Here is a 20,858-nt window from a genome sequence, read left to right on the forward strand (position 1 = left end):
AGTTAGAAAGACTTGTGCTTTTTCTAAGAAACTCGACAATCACTTTAAAACGTTCAATATGCTGTTCTTTTATATCAATTATGGTTATGTCTAATGCCAGCATACTTTTTGAAACACCACCTATTATTTAACCAGCGCCAGCAATTCGTCAAGGTCAGAGATTTATTAGAGTTATGACGGGCTGCTCAATATACTTTGATTCTGATATCGTCCATTTCATCTAAAAACACTTTATCATTAAGTATGTTTGCCCCTATTAGCTTTGGGGTCAAAACTTTTACCATGTCCCTTTTTTAAATTGCTCATTAATCAACCTAAGGATACCTTATGGCTGTTGCCTCTTCACGCTCTGCATCCATAGGGTTACTCATTGGTTGTATTATTTTCGGTTTAGGCAGTCTGATTGTCGCTCATGTCGATATTGGCGGCTGGGCGATGGCGTTTTGGCGACTCGCTATTTCAGGAGTAATATTCACCGTACTGGCCAAGCTAACGGGCCAGCGACTACCTCGCTCAAGACGTGCTATATTTTATGGCTTATTGTCAGGGGTATTTTTAGGTTTAGATTTAGCATTATGGCACGAAAGTATCTATGCCGTTGGCCCTGGCATCTCGACCTTACTCAACAGCTTGCAGATTTTCTTTTTAGCAGCTATTGGCTTCTTATACTTCAATGAACGTCAATCTATTTTACAGCTGCTTAGCTTGTGTCTGGCCATGCTGGGAGTCGCGATGATTGGCAGCCCTGAGTTTGCACAGAATGCTAACGCCACTTGGGGTTTTGTTACTGGTATTGTTTCAGGTGCAATGCTAGCGGCGTCAATGACTTTTATTCGTAAGACTCACGATACCGAACCGACACCGATATTTGTATTGATGCAGCTGATCAGTATTGGCGGTGTGTTGGCGATGATTTTACCAATGTTGGTCTTTGATATGGGTCATATCCTGCCCAATACCTGGTCTGATATTGGCTGGATCTTGATATATGGTGCGGTCATGCAATGCTTGGCGTGGGGGTTGATTGCTTATTCTATCCCGAAGATCTCATTAGCGCTGACGGGTTTGCTATTATTGACCGAGCCAGTTGCCGCTTTAGTCGTTGACTATAGCTGGCTGGATAAACCTATTAACACCTTACAATGGAGCGGCGCGCTGCTGACTATGTTTGCCATTTATTTAGGCTCTCTCAAGCCCAAGCCGCGCGCGCTGCGTCGCTATCGGTTTTTTGCGCGATTCTACAAGCGTAAGTACAAGTAAAATACGAATTATTCGTTTTTCACTATTGGCTGAACATGACCACCAATAGTGCATAAAAGAATCGTTACAACGTTATATACCTGTTTATTTACCGAGACTAACAACTCAGTCTTTTTGCAGATTGAACAATGCATTAAGCACAATCGCGGTTAAGGTAGCGGTACCAATGCCGCCTAAGTCAAAACCTCCTAAATGCAAACTAAAATTACCGGTACCCATGATTACAGTGACAGCGGCAATAATTAAATTGCTGTTTTTACTAAAGTCGATGTGACTGTCTATCCATATTTTTAAACCTGCGATAGTAATCAGACCAAATACCACTATTGACGCGCCACCTAACAATGCCGGTGGAATAGTCTGAATAATCGCGCCAAACTTCGGTGACAATCCTAGCAATATAGCGACCACGCCTGCAATCACAAAGATAGTGGTGCTATACACCTTAGTCACCGCCATCACCCCGATGTTTTCGGCATAAGTGGTCACGCCTGTCCCACCAAAACCGGCTGAAAAAGTCGTTGCCAAGCCATCAGCAAAGAACGCTCGACCCATATACGGGGTGACGCGGGATTTGGTCATGCCTTCCACCGCTTTAAAGTGACCCAGATTTTCGGCAACCAAGATAAAGGCGACTGGTGCAATTAAGATAATTGCACTCATCTCAAAGCGCGGCGTATGGATACTGGGCAACCCAAACCACGATGCGGCAGACACACTACTAAAATCAATCGCAATGCCAAAGCCCATGACATTGGTCATTACAAAGTAAGCAACATACGAGAGTATCAAACCAACCAGTAACAATAAGCGCCGCAGCATGCCACGTGTAAATACCGCTACGCTACTGATAAGCAATACCGTCAACGCCGCCATCCACGCATCAAACTGATTGGCAGAAACACCTTGAATGGTCACTGGGGCTAAGTTCAGACCAATGATCATCACAATCGCACCGGTGACAATAGGCGGCATCAAGCGCTCAATCCAACCCGTACCGGTTTTTATCACCAGCAAGCCGATCAAGGCATAAAGGATACCGCAGACCATGATACCGCCCAAAGCGACACTCAAATTATCATTGAATCCTACGCCAGCATAAGCAGTAACCGCGATAACCGGACCGATAAAAGCAAAGCTTGAACCCAAATAACTGGGCATGCGCCCACCGGTAATCATAAAGAACATCACCGTACAGATACCAGACATTAAAATGGCCAGATTGGGATCAAATCCCATCAATAATGGTGCTAATACGGTCGCACCAAACATCGCAAAAGTATGTTGAACCCCCAGCAGGATACTTTTTGTAGGTGGTAAATACTCGTTGATACCGACCGGATTTTGGTCTAAATCACCTTCAAAAGGTCGCCACGTCGGGAACCAACGACCATTTTCGAAGTCTGGATTGTGCGGTAGAGTCATCGCAGCTGAATCAATACCCGCCGCTTCTAATGCTGTGGGAGAATGAGGTTCTGCTTGCGAAGTTTTCTCTGATGAAGAGGAGTGCTCTGAGGGAGATGCCATGCGCGCTTGTCCTATGTGGCCTAAGCTAATAATAACAGGCTAATAATAGCTAAGGAAAATTAAAAAGATAAATAGGGACTATTTTAATTAATGGTGATCATAAACGGGAACGATCATATATAGAAACAATAAAAACTAATGCGAATCCATAACACCTTATTAGGCATATCGTGCCAAATAAACCTACTCATCTAACAAAAAAGTAGCAAAGGTATAGTTTTTTTATAAAATATCTATATTTCGCTAGATGTATCGGGTTAGATATGTTCTACTAAATTCACCGCTTCGGCTGCTCGCACCCAATACATTCTACAGCGACAACCACTTACAGGATGTTACATAAGCGTCGATGCTGAGCATCATAACGGAATTTAATAATAAACAACAGCTATTATTCTCCTGTCATCCGTACTATCACGTTTACACACTTCCATAGACTATGCTCCAAACTCACCCATTAGCGGTGCCTATTTTCTATCGCTGCCTGTCACATTTTTGATACAGGTACTTAGTCTGGGCTGTGTGATAACGCTGACTCTATTTTCACTTTTTTTGGTAATTTATTATGATTAGTGTATTTGACTTATTTAAAATTGGGATTGGCCCATCAAGCTCACATACTGTAGGCCCGATGGTAGCGGCTAACTTATTTCTAGCCTCACTACTCGAGCAAGCTGAGCTGACCGATGTAAAAGGTATCGAGATTGAATTATATGGCTCCTTAGCTGCAACTGGTAAAGGTCATGCCACCGATACCGCCATATTACTGGGCTTGATTGGGCACGCGCCAAGCACCATTGACACGCGTTTGACCAGTCAATATTTGGCGCCTATTTTTTCAGACAAACAATTGATCGTCTCAGGTAGTCATACCATTGACTTTGATACCGAGCGCGATATCCATTGGTATGGGGATACCGTCCTACCCTACCACCCCAACGCCTTGACCATCCGCGCGCGGTTGGCAGACGATACCCACTATCAGAAAACCTATTACTCAGTCGGTGGCGGCTTTGTCATTAGTGAAGAAAATGCCAACAATCCGGATGAGGATCACGCTGCGCCAACTATTGACGTTATTCCTTACCCTTTTAATAGTGCCGCAGAATTGCTTGAACAGTGTCGTGAGCATGATTTAAGTATCAGCGAATTGGTATTGGCGAACGAACTTCATTACCGTGATCAAGAAGAAGTCTTTGCCTACTTAGATGCTATTTGGGAATCGATGCAAGATTGCGTGACACGTGGCTGTCAAAATAGTGGCATATTACCCGGCGGTTTGGATGTCAAACGTCGGGCGCAAGCACTACACTTACAACTGTGCGCTGAAAGGAATCAGCCCATTGCAAAATCCGATAAGCTCGCGGCAATGGACTGGATAGATTTATACGCGCTAGCGGTCAATGAAGAAAATGCTAATGGCGGTAATGTCGTAACCGCTCCAACCAATGGCGCTGCGGGTATTATTCCTGCGGTCATGCATTATTACCGCGACTTTTTATCAAGCTACAGCCAGGATGGCGCGCGTAAGTTTTTGTTGAATGCCACTGCTATCGGTAGCTTAATCAAACAAAATGCTTCAATTTCTGGTGCGGAAGTGGGCTGTCAAGGAGAAGTCGGTTCTGCCTGCGCAATGGCAGCCTCTGCATTGGCAGAAATCCTAGGCGGCGATCCTGCCAAATGTCTCAATGCTGCTGAGATAGGCATTGAGCACAACTTAGGTCTAACTTGTGATCCGGTTGGCGGCTTGGTACAAGTGCCTTGTATCGAACGCAATGCTATGGGCGCGGTAAAAGCCGTCAATGCGGCACGTCTTGCCTGCCGTGGTAACGGACAACACTTTGTGTCTTTTGATAAAGTCGTTGAGACTATGAAACAAACAGGCGCTGACATGTTAGACAGCTATAAAGAAACATCGCGTGGCGGCCTTGCCATTTATGCTGATAACCGCATACCCACTGCAACTCAAGGCGTTAGCGTAAAATACAGCCAGTGTTAATTATTAACATACAACAGTAACCCAAACAAATCGACCTGCATAGAAAAGCTTCTAACAAACTAGAGGCTTTTTTTATATTTTTGGTGCTTACCAATTAAACAAGGTGGCAATCACTACCATTAATAAACTTATAACTACTCAGCAGTTTTTGAAACCACTTCGTTTAATAACCATACTGGTTTTACCATACCTGAGGCCGTGTCAGCAATGGCTTCTTGACGCACATCTAAAACATAACGATAGTTTGGCTCATAAGTAAAGCCTTGGATACTACCATTTAGAGTATTATAGTTTTTCTGATAAGTTTGGCGATACTGTAAGCATTGAGCTTCAACTTTATTTCCGCTAGTATCCATCATTTCACACAATGCTTTACGCGGAGCAATTTCTACTTCAAAACTTGGAATGTTAACCACTTTAACACTGACTGCTTGACCTTCGACGACCATGGCACGTTCGTCGTCTAGACCCATAGTTGAACAACCTGCTAATGCAAAAGTTGATGCCAATGCTGCAATTGCTAATTTTTTCATTATGCTACCCTCAGTTAATTACCGTTAAATTACTAGCGCCTGTACTCATTTATCAAAGTCGTTTATAAGCTATTTCTTAAAATAACTACAAACACTCAAATTCAATCAGGCATTTATGATAGTGCCGTTGAGCTTTAGCTAAAAAAAAGCCAAGTATCATCGGCACCGTTTATTGTTGTACTACAGCCAGTATAAGACTTATAAAACCTTAGCCTCTATGACTGCTTTGTAACTTAACGTCAGGTTTTGCAACTGAAGTTAGTCAGCTGTAAAGCTAACTATAATTATCAGGCACGAACATTTAGCCATTAGCTACGATAGTCAGCATTAATTTTGACATAATCGTAGGACAAATCACAGGTATAGACAGTATCGCTTGCCGTGCCACGTGCTAAGTCAATATGAATGGTAATCTCAGGGCGACTCATAACTGCGTTACCGGCGGCTTCAGTATATTCAGTGGCAACACCGCCATTTTGACAAATCATTACCTCATCTAATGAGACATCGATTTGCTCAGTGTCGAGGTCTTCAACACCCGCATAACCAACGGCCGCTAATATACGACCCCAATTGGCATCACTAGCAAAAAATGCCGTTTTAACCAAAGGTGAGTGTGCCACTGCATAGGCCACATCGCAGCATTCTTGAGTGGTCTTACCGCCAGTAACTTTCACGGTGATAAATTTCGTTGCACCTTCCCCATCACGAACGATCAACTGTGCCAAACGCACGAATACTTCTCTCAAAGCATCAAATAAGGGCTGATAATGCGGGTGCGCGGCACTATCAATCACGTTAGAACTGGCTTTGCCCGTTGCGATCAGCACGCAGCAATCATTGGTCGAAGTATCACCATCAACAGTAATACGATTAAAGGATTGCTCATTAATAGCACTGAGCATCTCTTGCAATAAGTCAGCAGCGATGTTGGCATCAGTAGCCACATAACCAAGCATGGTTGCCATATTGGGTCGTATCATTCCTGAGCCTTTAGAGATCCCTGTAATATGGTAGTCAGTACTTCCAATATGCAACTGCTGGCTAGCAACTTTGGGCACAGTATCAGTAGTACGAATACCATTCGCGGCCGCCAACCAATTATCTGGAGCGAGATGACTCAACGCTGAGTCTAACCCCGCTATCACCGCCTCACTATTTAGTGGCTCACCAATAACGCCAGTAGAAAACGGCAATACTGTATTAGTCTCTACGTCAGCCTTATCTGCCAAAGCATCACAAATATCTATTGCACGGCGTTTACCATCAGCACCTGTCCCCGCATTGGCATTACCAGTATTAGTCACCAAATAGCGCGGTGTGGTTAGCGCAAAGTGCTCGCGCAATACCCGCACAGGGGCAGCACAAAAGGCATTTTTAGTAGTGACAACAGCGGTAGTGGCGCCATCGTTGATTTCGATGACAACCAAATCATCACGGTCTTTATAGCGCACACCAGCCGCAGTGGCACTGAGCTTGATACCGTCAATGGCATAAATAGTATTAGGTACTGCGACATCTCCGACAGCCATATTAAAATCCTTATTGATCCGTGTTTAGTTTTATTTATTAAAAATAAAGTCGTTAATACTATACTTAACTTAAGTCAAACGCTGACCAAATCGGCGCATGATCAGAAGGCTTCTCCATCGCGCGCAGCTCATAGCTGATACCGGCATCAATACACTGCTCTTTTAAATCTGGTGTACACAAGATATGATCAATACGCATACCACGCTTGGGGTCGTCATTGAAGCCGCGACTGCGATAATCAAACCAGCTATATAGCTCGATACTCTCTGGATAATGCAGACGGTAGGTATCCGTCAACTCACGTGACATAAGTGCGTCATACCACTCACGTTCCTCAGGTAAAAAAGAGGTTTTTCTGTTCTTAAGCCAGCGCTTGGCATTGATCTCGCCGATGCCGATATCGATATCTTCTGGTGCAATATTCATATCACCCATGATAATTAACGAGCGGCCTTCAGCTTTTAGCGTATCAATGTAAGCTATTAAATCAGCATAGTAAGCACGCTTCATGGGAAATTTAGTTGGATGGTCTTGGCTCTCTCCTTGCGGAAAATAACCATTGAGCACATCAATTTCACGCCCTTGCAGCTCATAGCGTGCATGAATAAAGCGCTTTTGGGCCTCTTCATCTTCACCAGGAAAGCCTTTTTGTACGAAGATAGGCGCGACTTTCGATACCAGCGCTACTCCATAATGCGCCTTTTGACCAAAGTACTCGATGTGATAACCTAAGCTTTCAACATTTTCAAGAGGAAACTGGTCATCGTGAACCTTGGTTTCCTGTAAGCCCATCACATCAGGATCGATGATGTCACGTACCGCCTCAAGCTGATGTTGACGAGCGCGGATACCATTGATATTAAAACTGACAAAACGGGTCATACATTATCCTATAATAGTTGGTTTAATTTTAATTGTTTTTGACTGAATATTTTAGATTTGATGTTGTTTAAATCACTATGATAACAGACCTGCATTGGTCTATCTGTTGCGTGTTTTTAACGCTTAGGCTACAGTAGAATACCCCTTTACTATTCATAATTATTATTATAATCACAATTTATAATTTATTATTATCACGACAACATGCACTATTTCTATCGAGTAATTTTATGACAACCACTATGAGCAAAACCACCACTGCTGCATCGACCGTTAATACGGCGTCCACGCCGCTATTTGCTACCGATTATCATGTCTATATTAACCACACGGACGCCGGTGGTATAGTCTATCATGCCAATCATTTGGTATTTTTTGAAAACTGTCGCCGAGACTGGTTTAGCAAGATTGGACTAAATAGTTATTTTTTACAAACTGATGATGGTCAGATTCAACACTTTGTAGTCAGTCAAGCGCAGCTACACTACCGTCAGGCTATATTTTTAGATGAAGTAATCTCGGTGCGTATTGATAAGGTTGAGCTAAAACCTGCTAGTATTATATTCTATCAAAGCATTCATCGCAGCTTACCAGAAAATGAGCCAGCAGATAAATCTAAGTCTACTAACACTTTATTAAGCAGCACTAAAATCGTTATTGCCTGCGTCCAAAACCAAATAAAGCCTGACCCCTCACCCCAATCATCGCCACAACCATCAGACCAGCCAGTCAGTCAAGAATCAGTGGCCCCTATGGCTGTTGATAGTAACCCACTAATACGGCCGATCCGCGTGCCGCAAAAGTTATACGATATGATTCAAAAGGCTATCAAGCATCACTCTGATGAGCAATAACCGCTGCTGATGAACAGTTATAATTATAATAAGAGTACCAATTCTATGCTCACGTTTGAGAATGTCTGGGTACATATCGTGCGCGCCAAGTAGTAAGTAGCAGTTTGTCTCTTCTTAGTTGCTATGAACTGTCTTTGTTGCCCATTATATATAAAAATATCTGTCAGCTTTATATATATGTACTGCTCAGTTCTTGCATGCTTATATGCAGTTCAGTTATAGTTATGCTAATGTATTGCTGAAATATGTCGTTATGTTTTCTTAACTTTCAATTGATAAGTTAATAGGAATCGATAAAAAGTATCAGAACTTAAACATTCTTTTAATGGTTAAGTTTGTTTTGATGGTTAAATTCGGTTAGTCGCTGAACCTGCTAAATGGTTCTTTCTCTGTAACTAAGCGAAAATAATATAATGACAACAATATCTGAATAGTCTGTCAATAAACAAGGACGTTATCGCACTTAGCGGCATTTGCTCGCATCAGCGCTGATTCGTATTATTGATACGGACAGAACTGTTTTCTTATAACGCCTTTCCCGGTATTAATTATTAAACTTTGAGGACGCTGACAATGACAGTGAACAAACCTTGGCTTGCCCAATATCCTGCAAGTGTGCCTAAAACGATTGATCCTGATAAGTATGGTAGCTTGATGGAGCTGTATGAGGAATGCTTTAATCGCTTCCGTCTGCATCCTATGAGTATCTGTATGGGGGTTACCCATACTTATGGCGACGTTGACACAGCATCACTTGCAATTGCAGCATGGCTACAAGCACAAGGACTGCCCAAAGGTAGTATCGTGGCGCTCATGATGCCAAACGTGCCTCAGTATTTACCGACGATGATTGGTATCCTACGTGCGGGCTATGTCTGCACCCCTATCAACCCACTATATACAGGACGTGAACTGCGTCATCAACTGAATGACTCAGGCGCCAAAGTTATATTTATCGTTGATAACTTTGCCCAAGCGCTTGAGCAAGTGGTCGACGAGACTTCTATTCAACGTATTGTCCTGTCAAAAATGGGCGATATGATGGGACTAAAAGGCATCTTGGTCAATACCATTATTCGTCAAGTCAAACGCTTAGTACCCAAATACAGTCTCAATGACCCTAAGCACGAAGTAACCAAATTCCCTGACGTACTGAAAAAAGGTAGAAACCTACCGTTTCAAACACCAGCAATGGCCTTAGAACAAACAGCCATTCTACAATATACCGGCGGTACAACAGGGCTTTCGAAAGGAACAATTTTAACCCAGCGTAATATCGTATCCGCCGGCTTACAGTCCGAAGCTTGGTACCGCCCTGTCACCTCGGAGATCAATGAGGTGTACATCAATATGGTCATGGCTCTGCCGCTCTATCATATTTTTGCCTTTATGCTGAGCTTATTAGGCATGCGCTCTGGCTATACTTTTATATTGGTACCCAACCCACGCGATATGCCAGGTTTTGTCAAAACCTTATCCAAACAACCCTTCCATATTTTCCCTGCCGTCAATACCTTGTTTAAAGGACTACTTGATAATCCGAACTTTAAATCTCTGGACTTTAAATCGTTACGCATCTCGCAGGCGGGTGGTATGGCAGCAACTGAGCAGACGGCAGCACGCTGGTTAGAAGTGACTGGTTGCCCCATGGTTGAAGGTTGGGGTATGACCGAATGTGTGGCCGTAGGTACCTCCAATATCGCTACCGATCGTAAGTTTAATGGCACAATTGGTCTTCCAGGTCCTGGTGTTGATATCATTGTGGTCAATAATGATAACGAGCGCGTTGGTGTTCATCAAGCTGGCGAGATGTGTATTAAAGGGCCCAACGTAACTTCCGGTTATTTTAATAGTGATAACAGTGACAGCTTTACTAAAGACGGTTATTTTCGTACCGGTGATATCGTCAGCATGGATGAAAAGGGCTACTTTACCTTGCTAGATCGCAAAAAAGATATGGTTTTGGTCTCGGGCTTTAACGTCTTCCCGAACGAGGTTGAATCAGTGATGCTCGATTGTGAAGGTATTCTTGATTGTGCGGTGATTGGCGTTCCTGATGAGCGTCAAGGTGAAGCGGTCAAAATTTACATTGTGCCCGCAGATAACAATGTCACTAAAGAGATAATTAAAGAATTTGCGCTGGACAATTTGACCGGTTATAAATGTCCTCGTCATATCGAATTTGTGAGTGAGCTACCAAAGAGCAATGTCGGTAAAGTGCTCCGTCAAAAACTACGCGAAAAGCACATAGCTGACCATGGTTAATTTTTTCGGTATCAACAAGGTAGAACCCGTTGATTGACTTAAATATTTCATTGATAAGAATAATTTGAAATTGAAAATTGGTAACCGAAAAGCCCTTTATGTTTTATAAAGGGCTTTTTTTTGGCTATTATAATGGAGTAAACCCTATTGCTGCACTACGCTATTAAATAGTAACCATCTATTCAATCAACTATGTCCTCAATGTGTATGAGTAGCACATTCGGCTGTTTGATAAGCGCTCTATTTACTTATCAATAATTATTCAGTAAAATAGCCGCTCATCCTAATATACTGACCGTTGGTCTTATTGTCCTTGCAAAAAATACCAATATATTTATCAATTTTATGTGTGTACCATTAAGTTCTTCCAATACAAGACCGAGTTTATTGGTGTTTTACCAAAACATGTCCTTATGTTGGATTATTTCTTAACGAGTTGGGTTTTTAGTTGAGGATAATCTATAAATTTTGTTTTAGAGTGGCTATATTTTTTGAGTATAAAAAATACTTGTTATCCGTTTAACGTGCTTAGTTGTCATTCCCAATAGTTAAGCAAAGTTGAATAAATCCCACCATATGTTAGCTGTCAGTTAATAATCAGGATAGCACTCAACAGTATATTGCTTACGCAGCAATGATTTACGTTGTGGACAGGAATGTGACTACTTTCTTATAACGCCTTCCCCTATATTACTTATTAAACTTTAAGGACACTGACAATGACAGTGAATAAGCCTTGGCTTGACCAATATCCTGCAAGTGTACCAAAGACGATCAATCCCGACCAATATGGTAGCTTAGTAGCACTTTTCGATGAATGCTTCAACCGGTTTCGTCAGCATCCTATGAGTATTTGTATGGGTGTGACTCATACTTACGACGACATCGATAAGGCCTCGCTCGCCATTGCGGCATGGCTACAAGCGCAGGGACTGCCCAAAGGTAGTATCGTGGCGCTCATGATGCCAAACGTACCGCAGTATTTGCCGACTATGATTGGTATTTTGCGCGCAGGATACGTATGCACTCCGATAAATCCATTATATACAGGTCGTGAGCTGCGTCATCAGTTAAATGATTCAGGTGCTCAAGTTATTTTTGTGGTTGATAATTTTGCACAGGCTCTTGAGCAAGTGGTTGATGAGACCTCTATTGAGCGCATTGTCCTATCAAAAATGGGCGATATGATGGGGTTAAAAGGTATATTAGTTAATACTATTATCCGTCAAGTCAAACGTTTGGTACCCAAGTACAATCTCAATGACCCTAAGCACGAAGTAACCAAATTCCCCGAAGTCCTTAAACAAGGTAGAAACTTACCTTTTCAAGCGCCAAAGATGGGCTTAGAACAAATAGCCGTTTTACAATATACCGGTGGTACGACAGGGCTTTCGAAAGGAACCATTTTAACGCAGCGCAATATTACAGCCGCTGCCATGCAGTCTGAAGCGTGGTTCCGCCCTGTCACCTCAGAGATTAGTGAGGTCTATATCAATATGGTTATGGCCTTGCCGCTGTATCATATTTTTGCCTTTATGCTTAGCTTGTTAGGCATGCGCTCAGGCCATACTTTTATATTGGTACCAAACCCGCGAGATATACCAGGGTTTATCAAAACCTTATCTAGACAACCCTTCCACATTTTCCCTGCTGTCAATACGCTATTTAAAGGGCTACTTGATAATCCAAACTTTAAACAGCTTGATTTTAGCTCACTACGTCTCTCTCAGGCGGGCGGTATGGCAGCGACTGAGCAAACAGCCGCGCTCTGGTTAGAAGTGACTGGTTGTCCCATGATTGAAGGCTGGGGTATGACCGAATGTGTGGCAGTCGGTACCAACAACATTATTACTGACCGCAAGTTTAACGGCACTATTGGCATGCCAGTACCTAGCCTCGATACTATCGTCATCGATGATGAGGGTAATCCTGTTGGCCTAAATCAGGCTGGAGAGATGTGTATTAAAGGGCCTAATGTGACCTCAGGTTACTATAATAAAGACAATATTAATGAGTTTACTAAGGATGGTTACTTTCGTACTGGCGATATTGTCAGTATGGATGAAAAAGGCTACGTTACCTTATTAGATCGCAAAAAAGACATGGTTCTGGTCTCAGGCTTTAACGTCTATCCGAATGAGATTGAATCGGTAATGATGGGGTGTGATGGTATTATTGACTGTGCGGTGATTGGTATTCCTGATGAACGTCAAGGTGAAGCGGTCAAAATATATGTGGTGCCCGCAGACAACAATGTTACTAAAGGTACTATCAGGGAATTCGCACTGGTTAACTTAACGGGATATAAGTGCCCGCGTCATATTGAATTTGTACGTGAGCTACCAAAATCTAACGTCGGTAAAATCTTACACCGAAAGCTGCGTGAAAAGCACGTGTCAGATAATTCTTAAGGAAATGGTACTTAAATAGACGACAGTAGTTGATTAGTAAGATGACTTACCAGTAATACAGTCTAACAATACAGTATTAATATCACCGTTATAAGAAAGCCCTTTATATTTTATAAAGGGCTTTTTTGTCGATCTCAGGTAATACACTATCAAATTGTAACTATATCTTTAATCGTTTTGATTGGCCCATTTAGCTGTGTAATAAGCGTTCTACCTACTCATCAGCACTCATTTATTAAGATAGCGGTTCATCCTACAACACATATAAATTTATATATCAAATTTATATGCGAACCATCAAGTTCTTTCATCACAAGACCAAGTTTAGTTGTAGTTGTGTTAGTGTATTGCCAAAATATGTCACTAACTTGTCTAATGTCTTAATGGATAAGATTTTTAATTGAAGACAATTTATAAGTCTTCTTTTAGAGTGACTATTTTCTAATTATTTTTTGAATATTAAGGTTACTTAATCGAAGATACTTATTAGCCGTTTAATATACTTAGTTGAGCCTGCCTGATAATTAAACAAAGCAGTTCAACAAAGTTAAATAAAGCCCGCCATATGTTAGCAGTCAGTTAATAATTAGGATAGCACTCAACAGTATATTGCTCACGCAGCAATGATTTGCGTTGTTGACACGGATGTGACTACTTTCTTATAAAACTTTAACCTATATTAAATCTCAAAGGACGCTGACTATGCCGTTGAACAAACCTTGGCTTGCCCAATATCCTACTACTGTACCCAAGACGATCGATCCCGACCAGTATGAAAACCTAATAGAGTTATATGAGGATTGCTTCAATCGCTTTCGTCACCATCCTATAAGTATCTGTATGGGAGTTACTCATACTTATGACGACGTTGATAAAGCATCACTTGCGATTGCAGCCTGGCTACAAGCACAAGGACTGCCCAAAGGTAGTATTGTGGCACTCATGATGCCAAACGTACCGCAGTATTTGCCGACTATGATTGGTATTTTGCGCGCAGGCTATGTTTGTACCCCGATCAACCCACTCTATACAGGACGTGAGTTGCGTCATCAGTTAAATGATTCAGGTGCTCAAGTCATTTTCGTGGTTGATAACTTTGCCCAAGCTCTTGAACAAGTCGTTGATGAGACTGCTATCAAACGCATTGTCTTGTCAAAAATGGGCGATATGATGGGTTTAAAAGGTATTTTAGTTAATACTATTATCCGTCAAGTCAAACGCTTGGTGCCTAAATACAATCTCAATGACCCTAAGCACGAAGTAACCAAATTCCCTGATGTCCTTAAACAAGGTAAAAACTTACCACTTCAAAAAATAAAAACCACCTTAGAACAAAAAGCCATCTTGCAATATACTGGCGGTACCACAGGGCTATCAAAAGGGGCCGTTTTATCTCAACGTAATGTTGTAGCCGCCGCCTTACAATCTGAAGCCTGGTACCGCCCTATCACCTCAGAGATTAATGAGGTTTATATCAATATGGTTATGGCCTTGCCGCTGTATCATATTTTTGCTTTCATGCTCAGCCTACTAGGGATGCGTTCAGGCTATACCTTTATATTGGTACCTAATCCGCGCGACATGCCAGGGTTTATCAAAACTCTATCAAAACAACCCTTCCATATTTTCCCCGCCGTCAATACGCTGTTTAAAGGATTGCTGGATCAACCGAACTTTGAACAACTGGATTTCAGCTCATTACGTATTACGCAAGCAGGTGGTATGGCGGCGACTGAGCAAACAGCTGCACGTTGGTTGGAAATTACTGGTTGCCCTATGATTGAAGGTTGGGGTATGACCGAAGGGGTTGCCGCAGGTACTGCCAATGTCATTACTGACAGCAAATTTAACGGTACGATTGGCGTACCAGTACCTAGCGTTGACATTATCGTTATTGATGATAATGGTGAGCGTTTGGGGCTACATCAGGCCGGCGAGATGTGCATCAAAGGGCCAAATGTGACTTCGGGTTACCATAATAAAGACAGTATTGATGAGTTCACCAAAGAAGGTTATTTTCGTACTGGCGATATTATTAGCATGGATGAGAAAGGCTACATTACCTTATTAGATCGCAAAAAAGATATGGTTTTGGTCTCGGGCTTTAACGTCTTCCCGAATGAGATTGAATCAGTAATGCTAGAGTGTGACGGCATTATTGACTGTGCAGTGATTGGCGTTCTCGACGAACGTCAAGGTGAAGCGGTCAAAATTTATGTCGTGCCCGCAGACAACAATGTTACCAAAAACACCATCAAAGAATTTGCACTGGACAACTTAACGGGATATAAATGCCCTCGTCATATCGAATTCGTGAGTGAGCTACCAAAGAGCAACGTCGGTAAAGTACTACGTAATAAACTACGTGAAAAACACCTCGCAGACCAGGGTTAATGTTGTTTAATCAAATGTAGTCTTTTATTGAAAAAATGAATCGTCAAACATGAACCATAAAAAGCCTTCTACATTAAATGTAGAAGGCTTTTTATGGTTCTAATTTCAAAAATATAAGTTTGGAAATATAATTTAATCAGGAATAAATCTGCTTAGCTGATTTTATTAACAATATTTAAAGGTAAATGCTTCATCGCTTGACCCACTATGGACCATGGAAGGCTAGGCACGCAAGCCTCTTCAACACCAGACTCAATCGCCGCAACCATAGCTTTAGTCCCGGTTTGCGCGTCAACCTCAAACGGTAGTTTCTTAGCATTTTCGTTGATTTCGGTACGAATATAACCCGGATAAATAGTAGACACCTTAATCGGTAATTTAGTAATTAGCATATCAGCGCGGATACCTTCTGCTAAATGCGCCAAGCCCGCTTTACTCGCCCCATAAGTGGTCATATGCCCTGCCAGACCGCGCATCGCTGACATGCTTGATATCACTACCAGATGACCACTATTTTGTTCACGGAATATCTTCATTGCCGCTTCGCACTGCGCTAATGCTGAGATAAAGTTGATCTCAGCGGTACGACGATTGGTCTCAAAGCGTCCTTTACCAATACGTCGGCTTTCACCAACACCAGCGTTTACTACTACCCGATCGATATGACCAAAGTCAGCTTTGAACGCGTCAAAGACTTTAAATATATCATCATAGTTACTGACGTCCAAAACGCGATGCTCAATACGAATCTTAGGATAACGATCCATTAGTTCGGCTTTGAGCTGCTCTAAGCGTTCGGTACGGCGCGCGCAGATAGCTAAGTTGTAGCCTAGTTTGGCAAATAGCCGTGCCATTCCTTCCCCTAGACCTGAGCTGGCACCCGTAATCAAAACTGTTTTATCACGTCCGACCTGCTGCTTATTCAAGCCTTTTAAATAACGCGAAGGCTGAATAGCACTAAATAATTGTTCTTTACTTTGCTTGGCAGCTTGTGTCATTGAACTTATTATTTTACTTTGCATGGGCAGTCCCTTGTATTTCTATATTGAAGCAGAGCCAAAACGCTATAAACTTTGTTTATAGCGTTTTGAAAGTGTTTATAGAGTCTTTTTAAAGCGTCTTGCTAAAAGCAGTCTATTATAATGACTATATCTCAATGCATAAGTGGCGGTTATGTATTCAAGTCTGTTATTTGATTATTCAATCTATTTAACAGCTTATCGCCATGTCACAAACCGCTTGCCATCAGCAAATAAATGACTGTATTCGTTTACAGATAACAAGCGCGTACTCTGATCTCGTAAGGTAATAGCAGTAACCCCCGTATTAACCAAACTCTTATTAAGCTGATAAGCAACTTGACTGCTTTGTTGTAATAATTGTGCGGTAATAGCCGCTATAACGCCACCTGAAGTAAAAACTAGCACGGTACTATCATGCTCTAAGTGGCTTAGATTTGCCACTTGTGACCGTACTTGCTCAAGTGCTTGTTGCGCGCGGCTACTAAACTGCGGCCAACTCTCAACATAGTCAGCATCATTGTCACCGTGATGCCAGCGCTGCATAGCACGGTCAAACAGTTCAGCTAAGCGTGTTTGTGGGGCGTCCGTTTTAGCAAGTTCAGCAGCAATCGCGGCTTGACTCGTAAAAGCAGGGTCAGACTTGATAAACACATCTTTGTGATTAAACTCATCAAATACCGGCAGTACATAGCTATCGGGCGTTTCCGTATTTATGATGGATGACTTACTGTCAGTAGCTAACGATGGCTGATAAGTTTCCCAAAAATGTCGCGCAGAGTCCTGCTGCCGGACCAAGCTACCAGTAAAAATAGCATCGATTCGGCGCTGGGTAGACGCATAGTGCTGACCTAGCATACGTGCTTGCGTAACGCCTAACTCTGAAAGTTGATCGTAGTTTTCTTGCCCAAAGGATGCTTGACCGTGGCGTGCCAAGAGTATGGTTGTCATAGTGGTCCCTTTTTTAATGTTACCTATATCTTTAATTATTTTGATTATATAATGCCTGTTTATCGTCAGAAGGCTTTTTATAATCAAAAGACTTATTGTCTAAGCACCCGAACCTTAAATGTTAAGCTACTCAAGCTACTTGGGAGCCGCGTCAAAGTAGCCTTTTGGCAAAATACCTTTGATCACTGACTGTACAGGGCTTGGTAGCTTCTCAATAGTGGCAGCATCGACACCCATATCTTGCAAGTGTGGCTGCACACGGCTAGTAAACAGTACTTCTCCTTCATACTTGGCAATCAGTTTGAGGCATTTAGCATGTAAGACGTGGACGATAATCCAAAAGTTCTTAAAGGCGGGATTGGTGGTTTGCTTATGATAGTAGCGATAATAAATTTGCTGCACGATACCGGCTAAGCGGAACAAACCAAACACTTCATAAAAAGTCCAGTTGTCTATTTCTAAGCCAGTCTTACCAAGGTAGTATTCAACTACTTCATCGCGGGTCATCATACCTTCTAGATGGGTCGGCTGGCGTCGCGACTGTTGCATGATGATATTATCATCCACCTCAATCCAATAAGCCAGCGCACTGCCTAAATCCATCAGAGGATCACCTAAAGTCGCCATCTCCCAGTCGAGCACACCAATCACCTTAGTAGGGTTCTGTGCATCTAAAATGACATTATCAAAACGCCAATCATTATGAATGACGCAGGTTTTACTATCTGCAGGCGTATGCTTGCTGAGCCATTGTCGTACGAGAGCAAAGCTGGGTACGTTCGGCGTTTTTGCTTTTACATAGCGTTTATTCCAACCACTCACCTGCCGCTCGCAGTAACCATCACCACGACCTAGCTCTACTAAATCAGGATGATCCTTATAATCGACTTGATGTAACTCAACTAAGGCATCGATAACATTGGTACATAACTCGCGTGTTTGTGTGGGGTCAAGCTCAATACCTTTGGGCAAATTGGCACGTGGAATAATACCTTCCATGCGCTCCATAATGTAAAAGTCTGCACCAATGATCGCTTCATCAGTGCACAGCGCGACCATTTTTGGTACATAGGGATAGACATCAGTAAGGGATTTTTGCACCGTATGTTCACGAACCATATCATGGGCAGATTTGGCCTTCGTACCTTTTGGTGGACGACGCAATATTAGATCTTTATTCTTATATTGTAAGCGATAGGTCCAGTTTGATGCGCCACCTGAGAACTGGGTAACGGTTGGTTCGCCTACAACCTCAATCCCTTGGTCGCGCAACCAATTGCTGACAGCTTGAGCATCAAGTTCCTCGCCATCACGAATAGCGCCACCTTTGTCTAGTACTTTTGTATTTACTTCGTCTTGATTGTCAACCTTGTTATTATTCGTGTCTGTACGACTTTCAGCACTGATATCGTCAGTATTATCTTGAGTATCGTTATTATCTGCCATGTGACATTCCTTATCATTTGGTTGCATGTTTGTTTATTTTCTTTTTAGTTAATTTTTGCTTAGGCTATTTAAATAACCCATTAGGGTAAATCCGATTTCAAAATATACAATGCAGCGAATAAAATGCTACCCGCTGCACATAACTATCTTTTAACACCATTATTTTACAGGTTACGAATTATAATCAAGACTTAGACGGACGACGGAAGCCGTGACGCTTTAGCTCTAGCTTCGCAATCATCGTTTTGTGTACCTCATCAGGCCCATCCGCTAAACGTAACACCCGTGCCTGCGCAAAAAAGCTTGGCAACATCGTATCTTGGCAGACCCCCATGCCGCCATGGATTTGTATCGCCATATCGACCACTTCTTGTAATACCGTAGGTGCGACCACTTTAATCGCTGAGATTTCGGTTAATGCCGCTTTCGTTCCTTGACTGTCCATTTTTTGGGCGGCATATAAGGTTAATAAACGTGCTTGGTCAATCTTAATACGCGCTTCAGCGATACGTTCCAGATTACCACCTAATTGTAGTAAAGGTTTGCCAAAGGCAGTACGATTCATACCGCGATGAATGGCAAGCTCAAGTGATTTCTCGGCAGCGCCGACACAGCGCATACAGTGATGAATCCGGCCTGGCCCTAGACGGCCTTGAGCAATCTCAAAGCCCATCCCTGCGCCACCAATAAAGCTAGTAACCGGAACTCGTACATCGGCAAAGCTAACTTCACCATGACCGTGCGGCGCATCATAATCACCAAATACTTTTAGCATGCGTTCAATATTAACACCGGCTGTCTTAGCAGGTACTAGTACCATAGAGTGTTGATGATGGCGATCTTTACTGTCATCAGGCGTATAAGCCATCACAATCAGCAAGTTAACTGCCGGATCACCCAGACCGGATGACCACCATTTGCTTCCGTTAAGGATAATCTCATCGCCTTCAACCATAGCAGTTGCCTGCATATTGGTTGCATCACTTGACGCCACATCAGGCTCAGTCATACAAAATACCGAGCGGGTCTTACCAGCAAGCAATGGGGATAGCCACTGGTCTTGCTGCTCAGGGCTGCCATAACGCCATAGTAGCTCCATATTGCCGCTATCAGGGGCATTACAGTTAAAGACATAAGGCGCAAGTAAACTGCGTCCAGTCAGCTCAGCAATAGGCGCGTAGTCCGTAACTGACAATCCAGCACCTAATTCATCATCCGGAAGAAACAAGTTCCAAAGCCCAGCCTCACGTGCTTGTTTGCGCAAGGTCTCATACGCTTCTGGCCACTGCCAATTACGCCAATTACCGTCAGGGTTTTGCTCGTGGCAATCCTTCCAGAATTGTGCTTCTATCGGTTCAATTTGAGTCGCAATAAAGTCTTTGACTTGCTCGTGCATGGCTTGACCATGTGGGGATGCTGTAAACATTACTGTAGACGCTGTAGACATAGTTATATTCCTCTTCCTTGTTGGATGTTTATGGTTCTTAACTTTACTTTCAATGCACATTAATGACATCACCAATATACTAGCCGACGCCAAAGTATATATCATGTTGCTCAATCAGACGTCCTTTTGGTCGGCCGCCAACTTTAATCATAAACAATTCTGGCATCACGATTCCTTCTGGGCATGCATCGCTCTAATGGTATAAAATCAACACTCACTATTTATAGCATATCCACTATGCTGAAACAGCAAAAAGGCGCGACCGGCTAGGCCACACCTTTAGAAAATCTAAACAGATTACTTACGATTATCAAATAAATCAATACATGCAACTGTG

Annotated in this window: 14 protein-coding genes and 1 pseudogene; 7 read left to right on the forward strand and 8 right to left on the reverse strand. The window is 42.6% G+C overall.

What is annotated here, in order from left to right; all coding sequences use genetic code 11:
- Together JMX97_RS13760 and JMX97_RS05415 are read left to right on the forward strand one after the other, a co-directional pair.
- Positions 1-94, forward strand: a pseudogene (locus JMX97_RS13760) (IS1 family transposase); the annotation flags it as partial.
- Between the two features lie 233 nt (positions 95-327).
- The gene (locus JMX97_RS05415; protein ID WP_201556053.1) at positions 328-1,260 is read left to right on the forward strand and encodes a DMT family transporter; all 933 of its coding nucleotides are present in this window, start codon (positions 328-330) and stop codon (positions 1,258-1,260) included.
- Positions 1,261-1,365: 105 nt separating this feature from the next.
- Here the strand turns inward: JMX97_RS05415 and JMX97_RS05420 are convergent, their stop codons facing one another.
- Complete coding sequence (locus JMX97_RS05420; RefSeq protein WP_201556055.1) at positions 1,366-2,787, reverse strand: solute carrier family 23 protein; 1,422 nt, start codon at positions 2,785-2,787, stop codon at positions 1,366-1,368.
- Positions 2,788-3,352: 565 nt separating this feature from the next.
- Here JMX97_RS05420 and JMX97_RS05425 point away from each other — a divergent pair.
- A complete protein-coding gene (locus JMX97_RS05425; RefSeq protein ID WP_201556064.1) occupies positions 3,353-4,786 on the forward strand; it encodes an L-serine ammonia-lyase in 1,434 nt (477 codons plus the stop codon).
- A gap of 134 nt (positions 4,787-4,920) precedes the next feature.
- Here the strand turns inward: JMX97_RS05425 and JMX97_RS05430 are convergent, their stop codons facing one another.
- The 3 genes from JMX97_RS05430 to xthA all read right to left on the reverse strand — a co-directional run bounded on the left by JMX97_RS05430 (position 4,921) and on the right by xthA (position 7,734).
- The gene (locus tag JMX97_RS05430; protein ID WP_201556066.1) at positions 4,921-5,319 is read right to left on the reverse strand and encodes a DUF4377 domain-containing protein; all 399 of its coding nucleotides are present in this window, start codon (positions 5,317-5,319) and stop codon (positions 4,921-4,923) included.
- Positions 5,320-5,627: 308 nt separating this feature from the next.
- Complete coding sequence (gene argJ, locus JMX97_RS05435; protein WP_201556068.1) at positions 5,628-6,851, reverse strand: bifunctional glutamate N-acetyltransferase/amino-acid acetyltransferase ArgJ; 1,224 nt, start codon at positions 6,849-6,851, stop codon at positions 5,628-5,630.
- Positions 6,852-6,915: 64 nt separating this feature from the next.
- Entirely contained in the window at positions 6,916-7,734 is an 819-nt protein-coding gene (gene xthA, locus JMX97_RS05440) for an exodeoxyribonuclease III (protein WP_201556070.1), read from the reverse strand.
- Positions 7,735-7,964: 230 nt separating this feature from the next.
- Between xthA and JMX97_RS05445 the strand changes: the two genes are divergently transcribed.
- The 4 genes from JMX97_RS05445 to JMX97_RS05460 all read left to right on the forward strand — a co-directional run bounded on the left by JMX97_RS05445 (position 7,965) and on the right by JMX97_RS05460 (position 15,658).
- On the forward strand, positions 7,965-8,588 hold the full coding sequence (locus JMX97_RS05445; RefSeq protein WP_201556072.1) for a thioesterase family protein: 624 nt from the start codon (positions 7,965-7,967) through the stop codon (positions 8,586-8,588).
- A 573-nt stretch (positions 8,589-9,161) separates the two neighbouring features.
- Positions 9,162-10,853, forward strand: a complete 1,692-nt coding sequence (locus JMX97_RS05450) for an AMP-binding protein (protein ID WP_201556074.1) — start codon at positions 9,162-9,164, stop codon at positions 10,851-10,853.
- 719 nt (positions 10,854-11,572) lie between these two features.
- Complete coding sequence (locus JMX97_RS05455) at positions 11,573-13,264, forward strand: AMP-binding protein (RefSeq protein WP_201556076.1); 1,692 nt, start codon at positions 11,573-11,575, stop codon at positions 13,262-13,264.
- A gap of 702 nt (positions 13,265-13,966) precedes the next feature.
- A complete protein-coding gene (locus tag JMX97_RS05460) occupies positions 13,967-15,658 on the forward strand; it encodes an AMP-binding protein (protein WP_201556078.1) in 1,692 nt (563 codons plus the stop codon).
- A gap of 152 nt (positions 15,659-15,810) precedes the next feature.
- Here the strand turns inward: JMX97_RS05460 and JMX97_RS05465 are convergent, their stop codons facing one another.
- The 4 genes from JMX97_RS05465 to JMX97_RS05480 form a co-directional block, all read right to left on the reverse strand.
- On the reverse strand, positions 15,811-16,680 hold the full coding sequence (locus JMX97_RS05465) for an SDR family oxidoreductase (protein ID WP_201556080.1): 870 nt from the start codon (positions 16,678-16,680) through the stop codon (positions 15,811-15,813).
- 195 nt (positions 16,681-16,875) lie between these two features.
- On the reverse strand, positions 16,876-17,628 hold the full coding sequence (locus tag JMX97_RS05470; RefSeq protein ID WP_201556082.1) for a histidine phosphatase family protein: 753 nt from the start codon (positions 17,626-17,628) through the stop codon (positions 16,876-16,878).
- A gap of 135 nt (positions 17,629-17,763) precedes the next feature.
- Positions 17,764-19,074 carry a phosphotransferase family protein gene (locus tag JMX97_RS05475; RefSeq protein WP_201556084.1) on the reverse strand — a complete coding sequence of 437 codons (1,311 nt, stop codon included), beginning with the start codon at positions 19,072-19,074 and terminating at the stop codon, positions 17,764-17,766.
- Between the two features lie 184 nt (positions 19,075-19,258).
- A complete protein-coding gene (locus JMX97_RS05480) occupies positions 19,259-20,500 on the reverse strand; it encodes an acyl-CoA dehydrogenase family protein (protein ID WP_201556231.1) in 1,242 nt (413 codons plus the stop codon).
- Positions 20,501-20,858: the final 358 nt, after the last annotated feature.

Origin of the sequence: Psychrobacter sp. 72-O-c (assembly GCF_904846605.1) — a bacterium.
Classification (GTDB): Bacteria; Pseudomonadota; Gammaproteobacteria; order Pseudomonadales; family Moraxellaceae; genus Psychrobacter.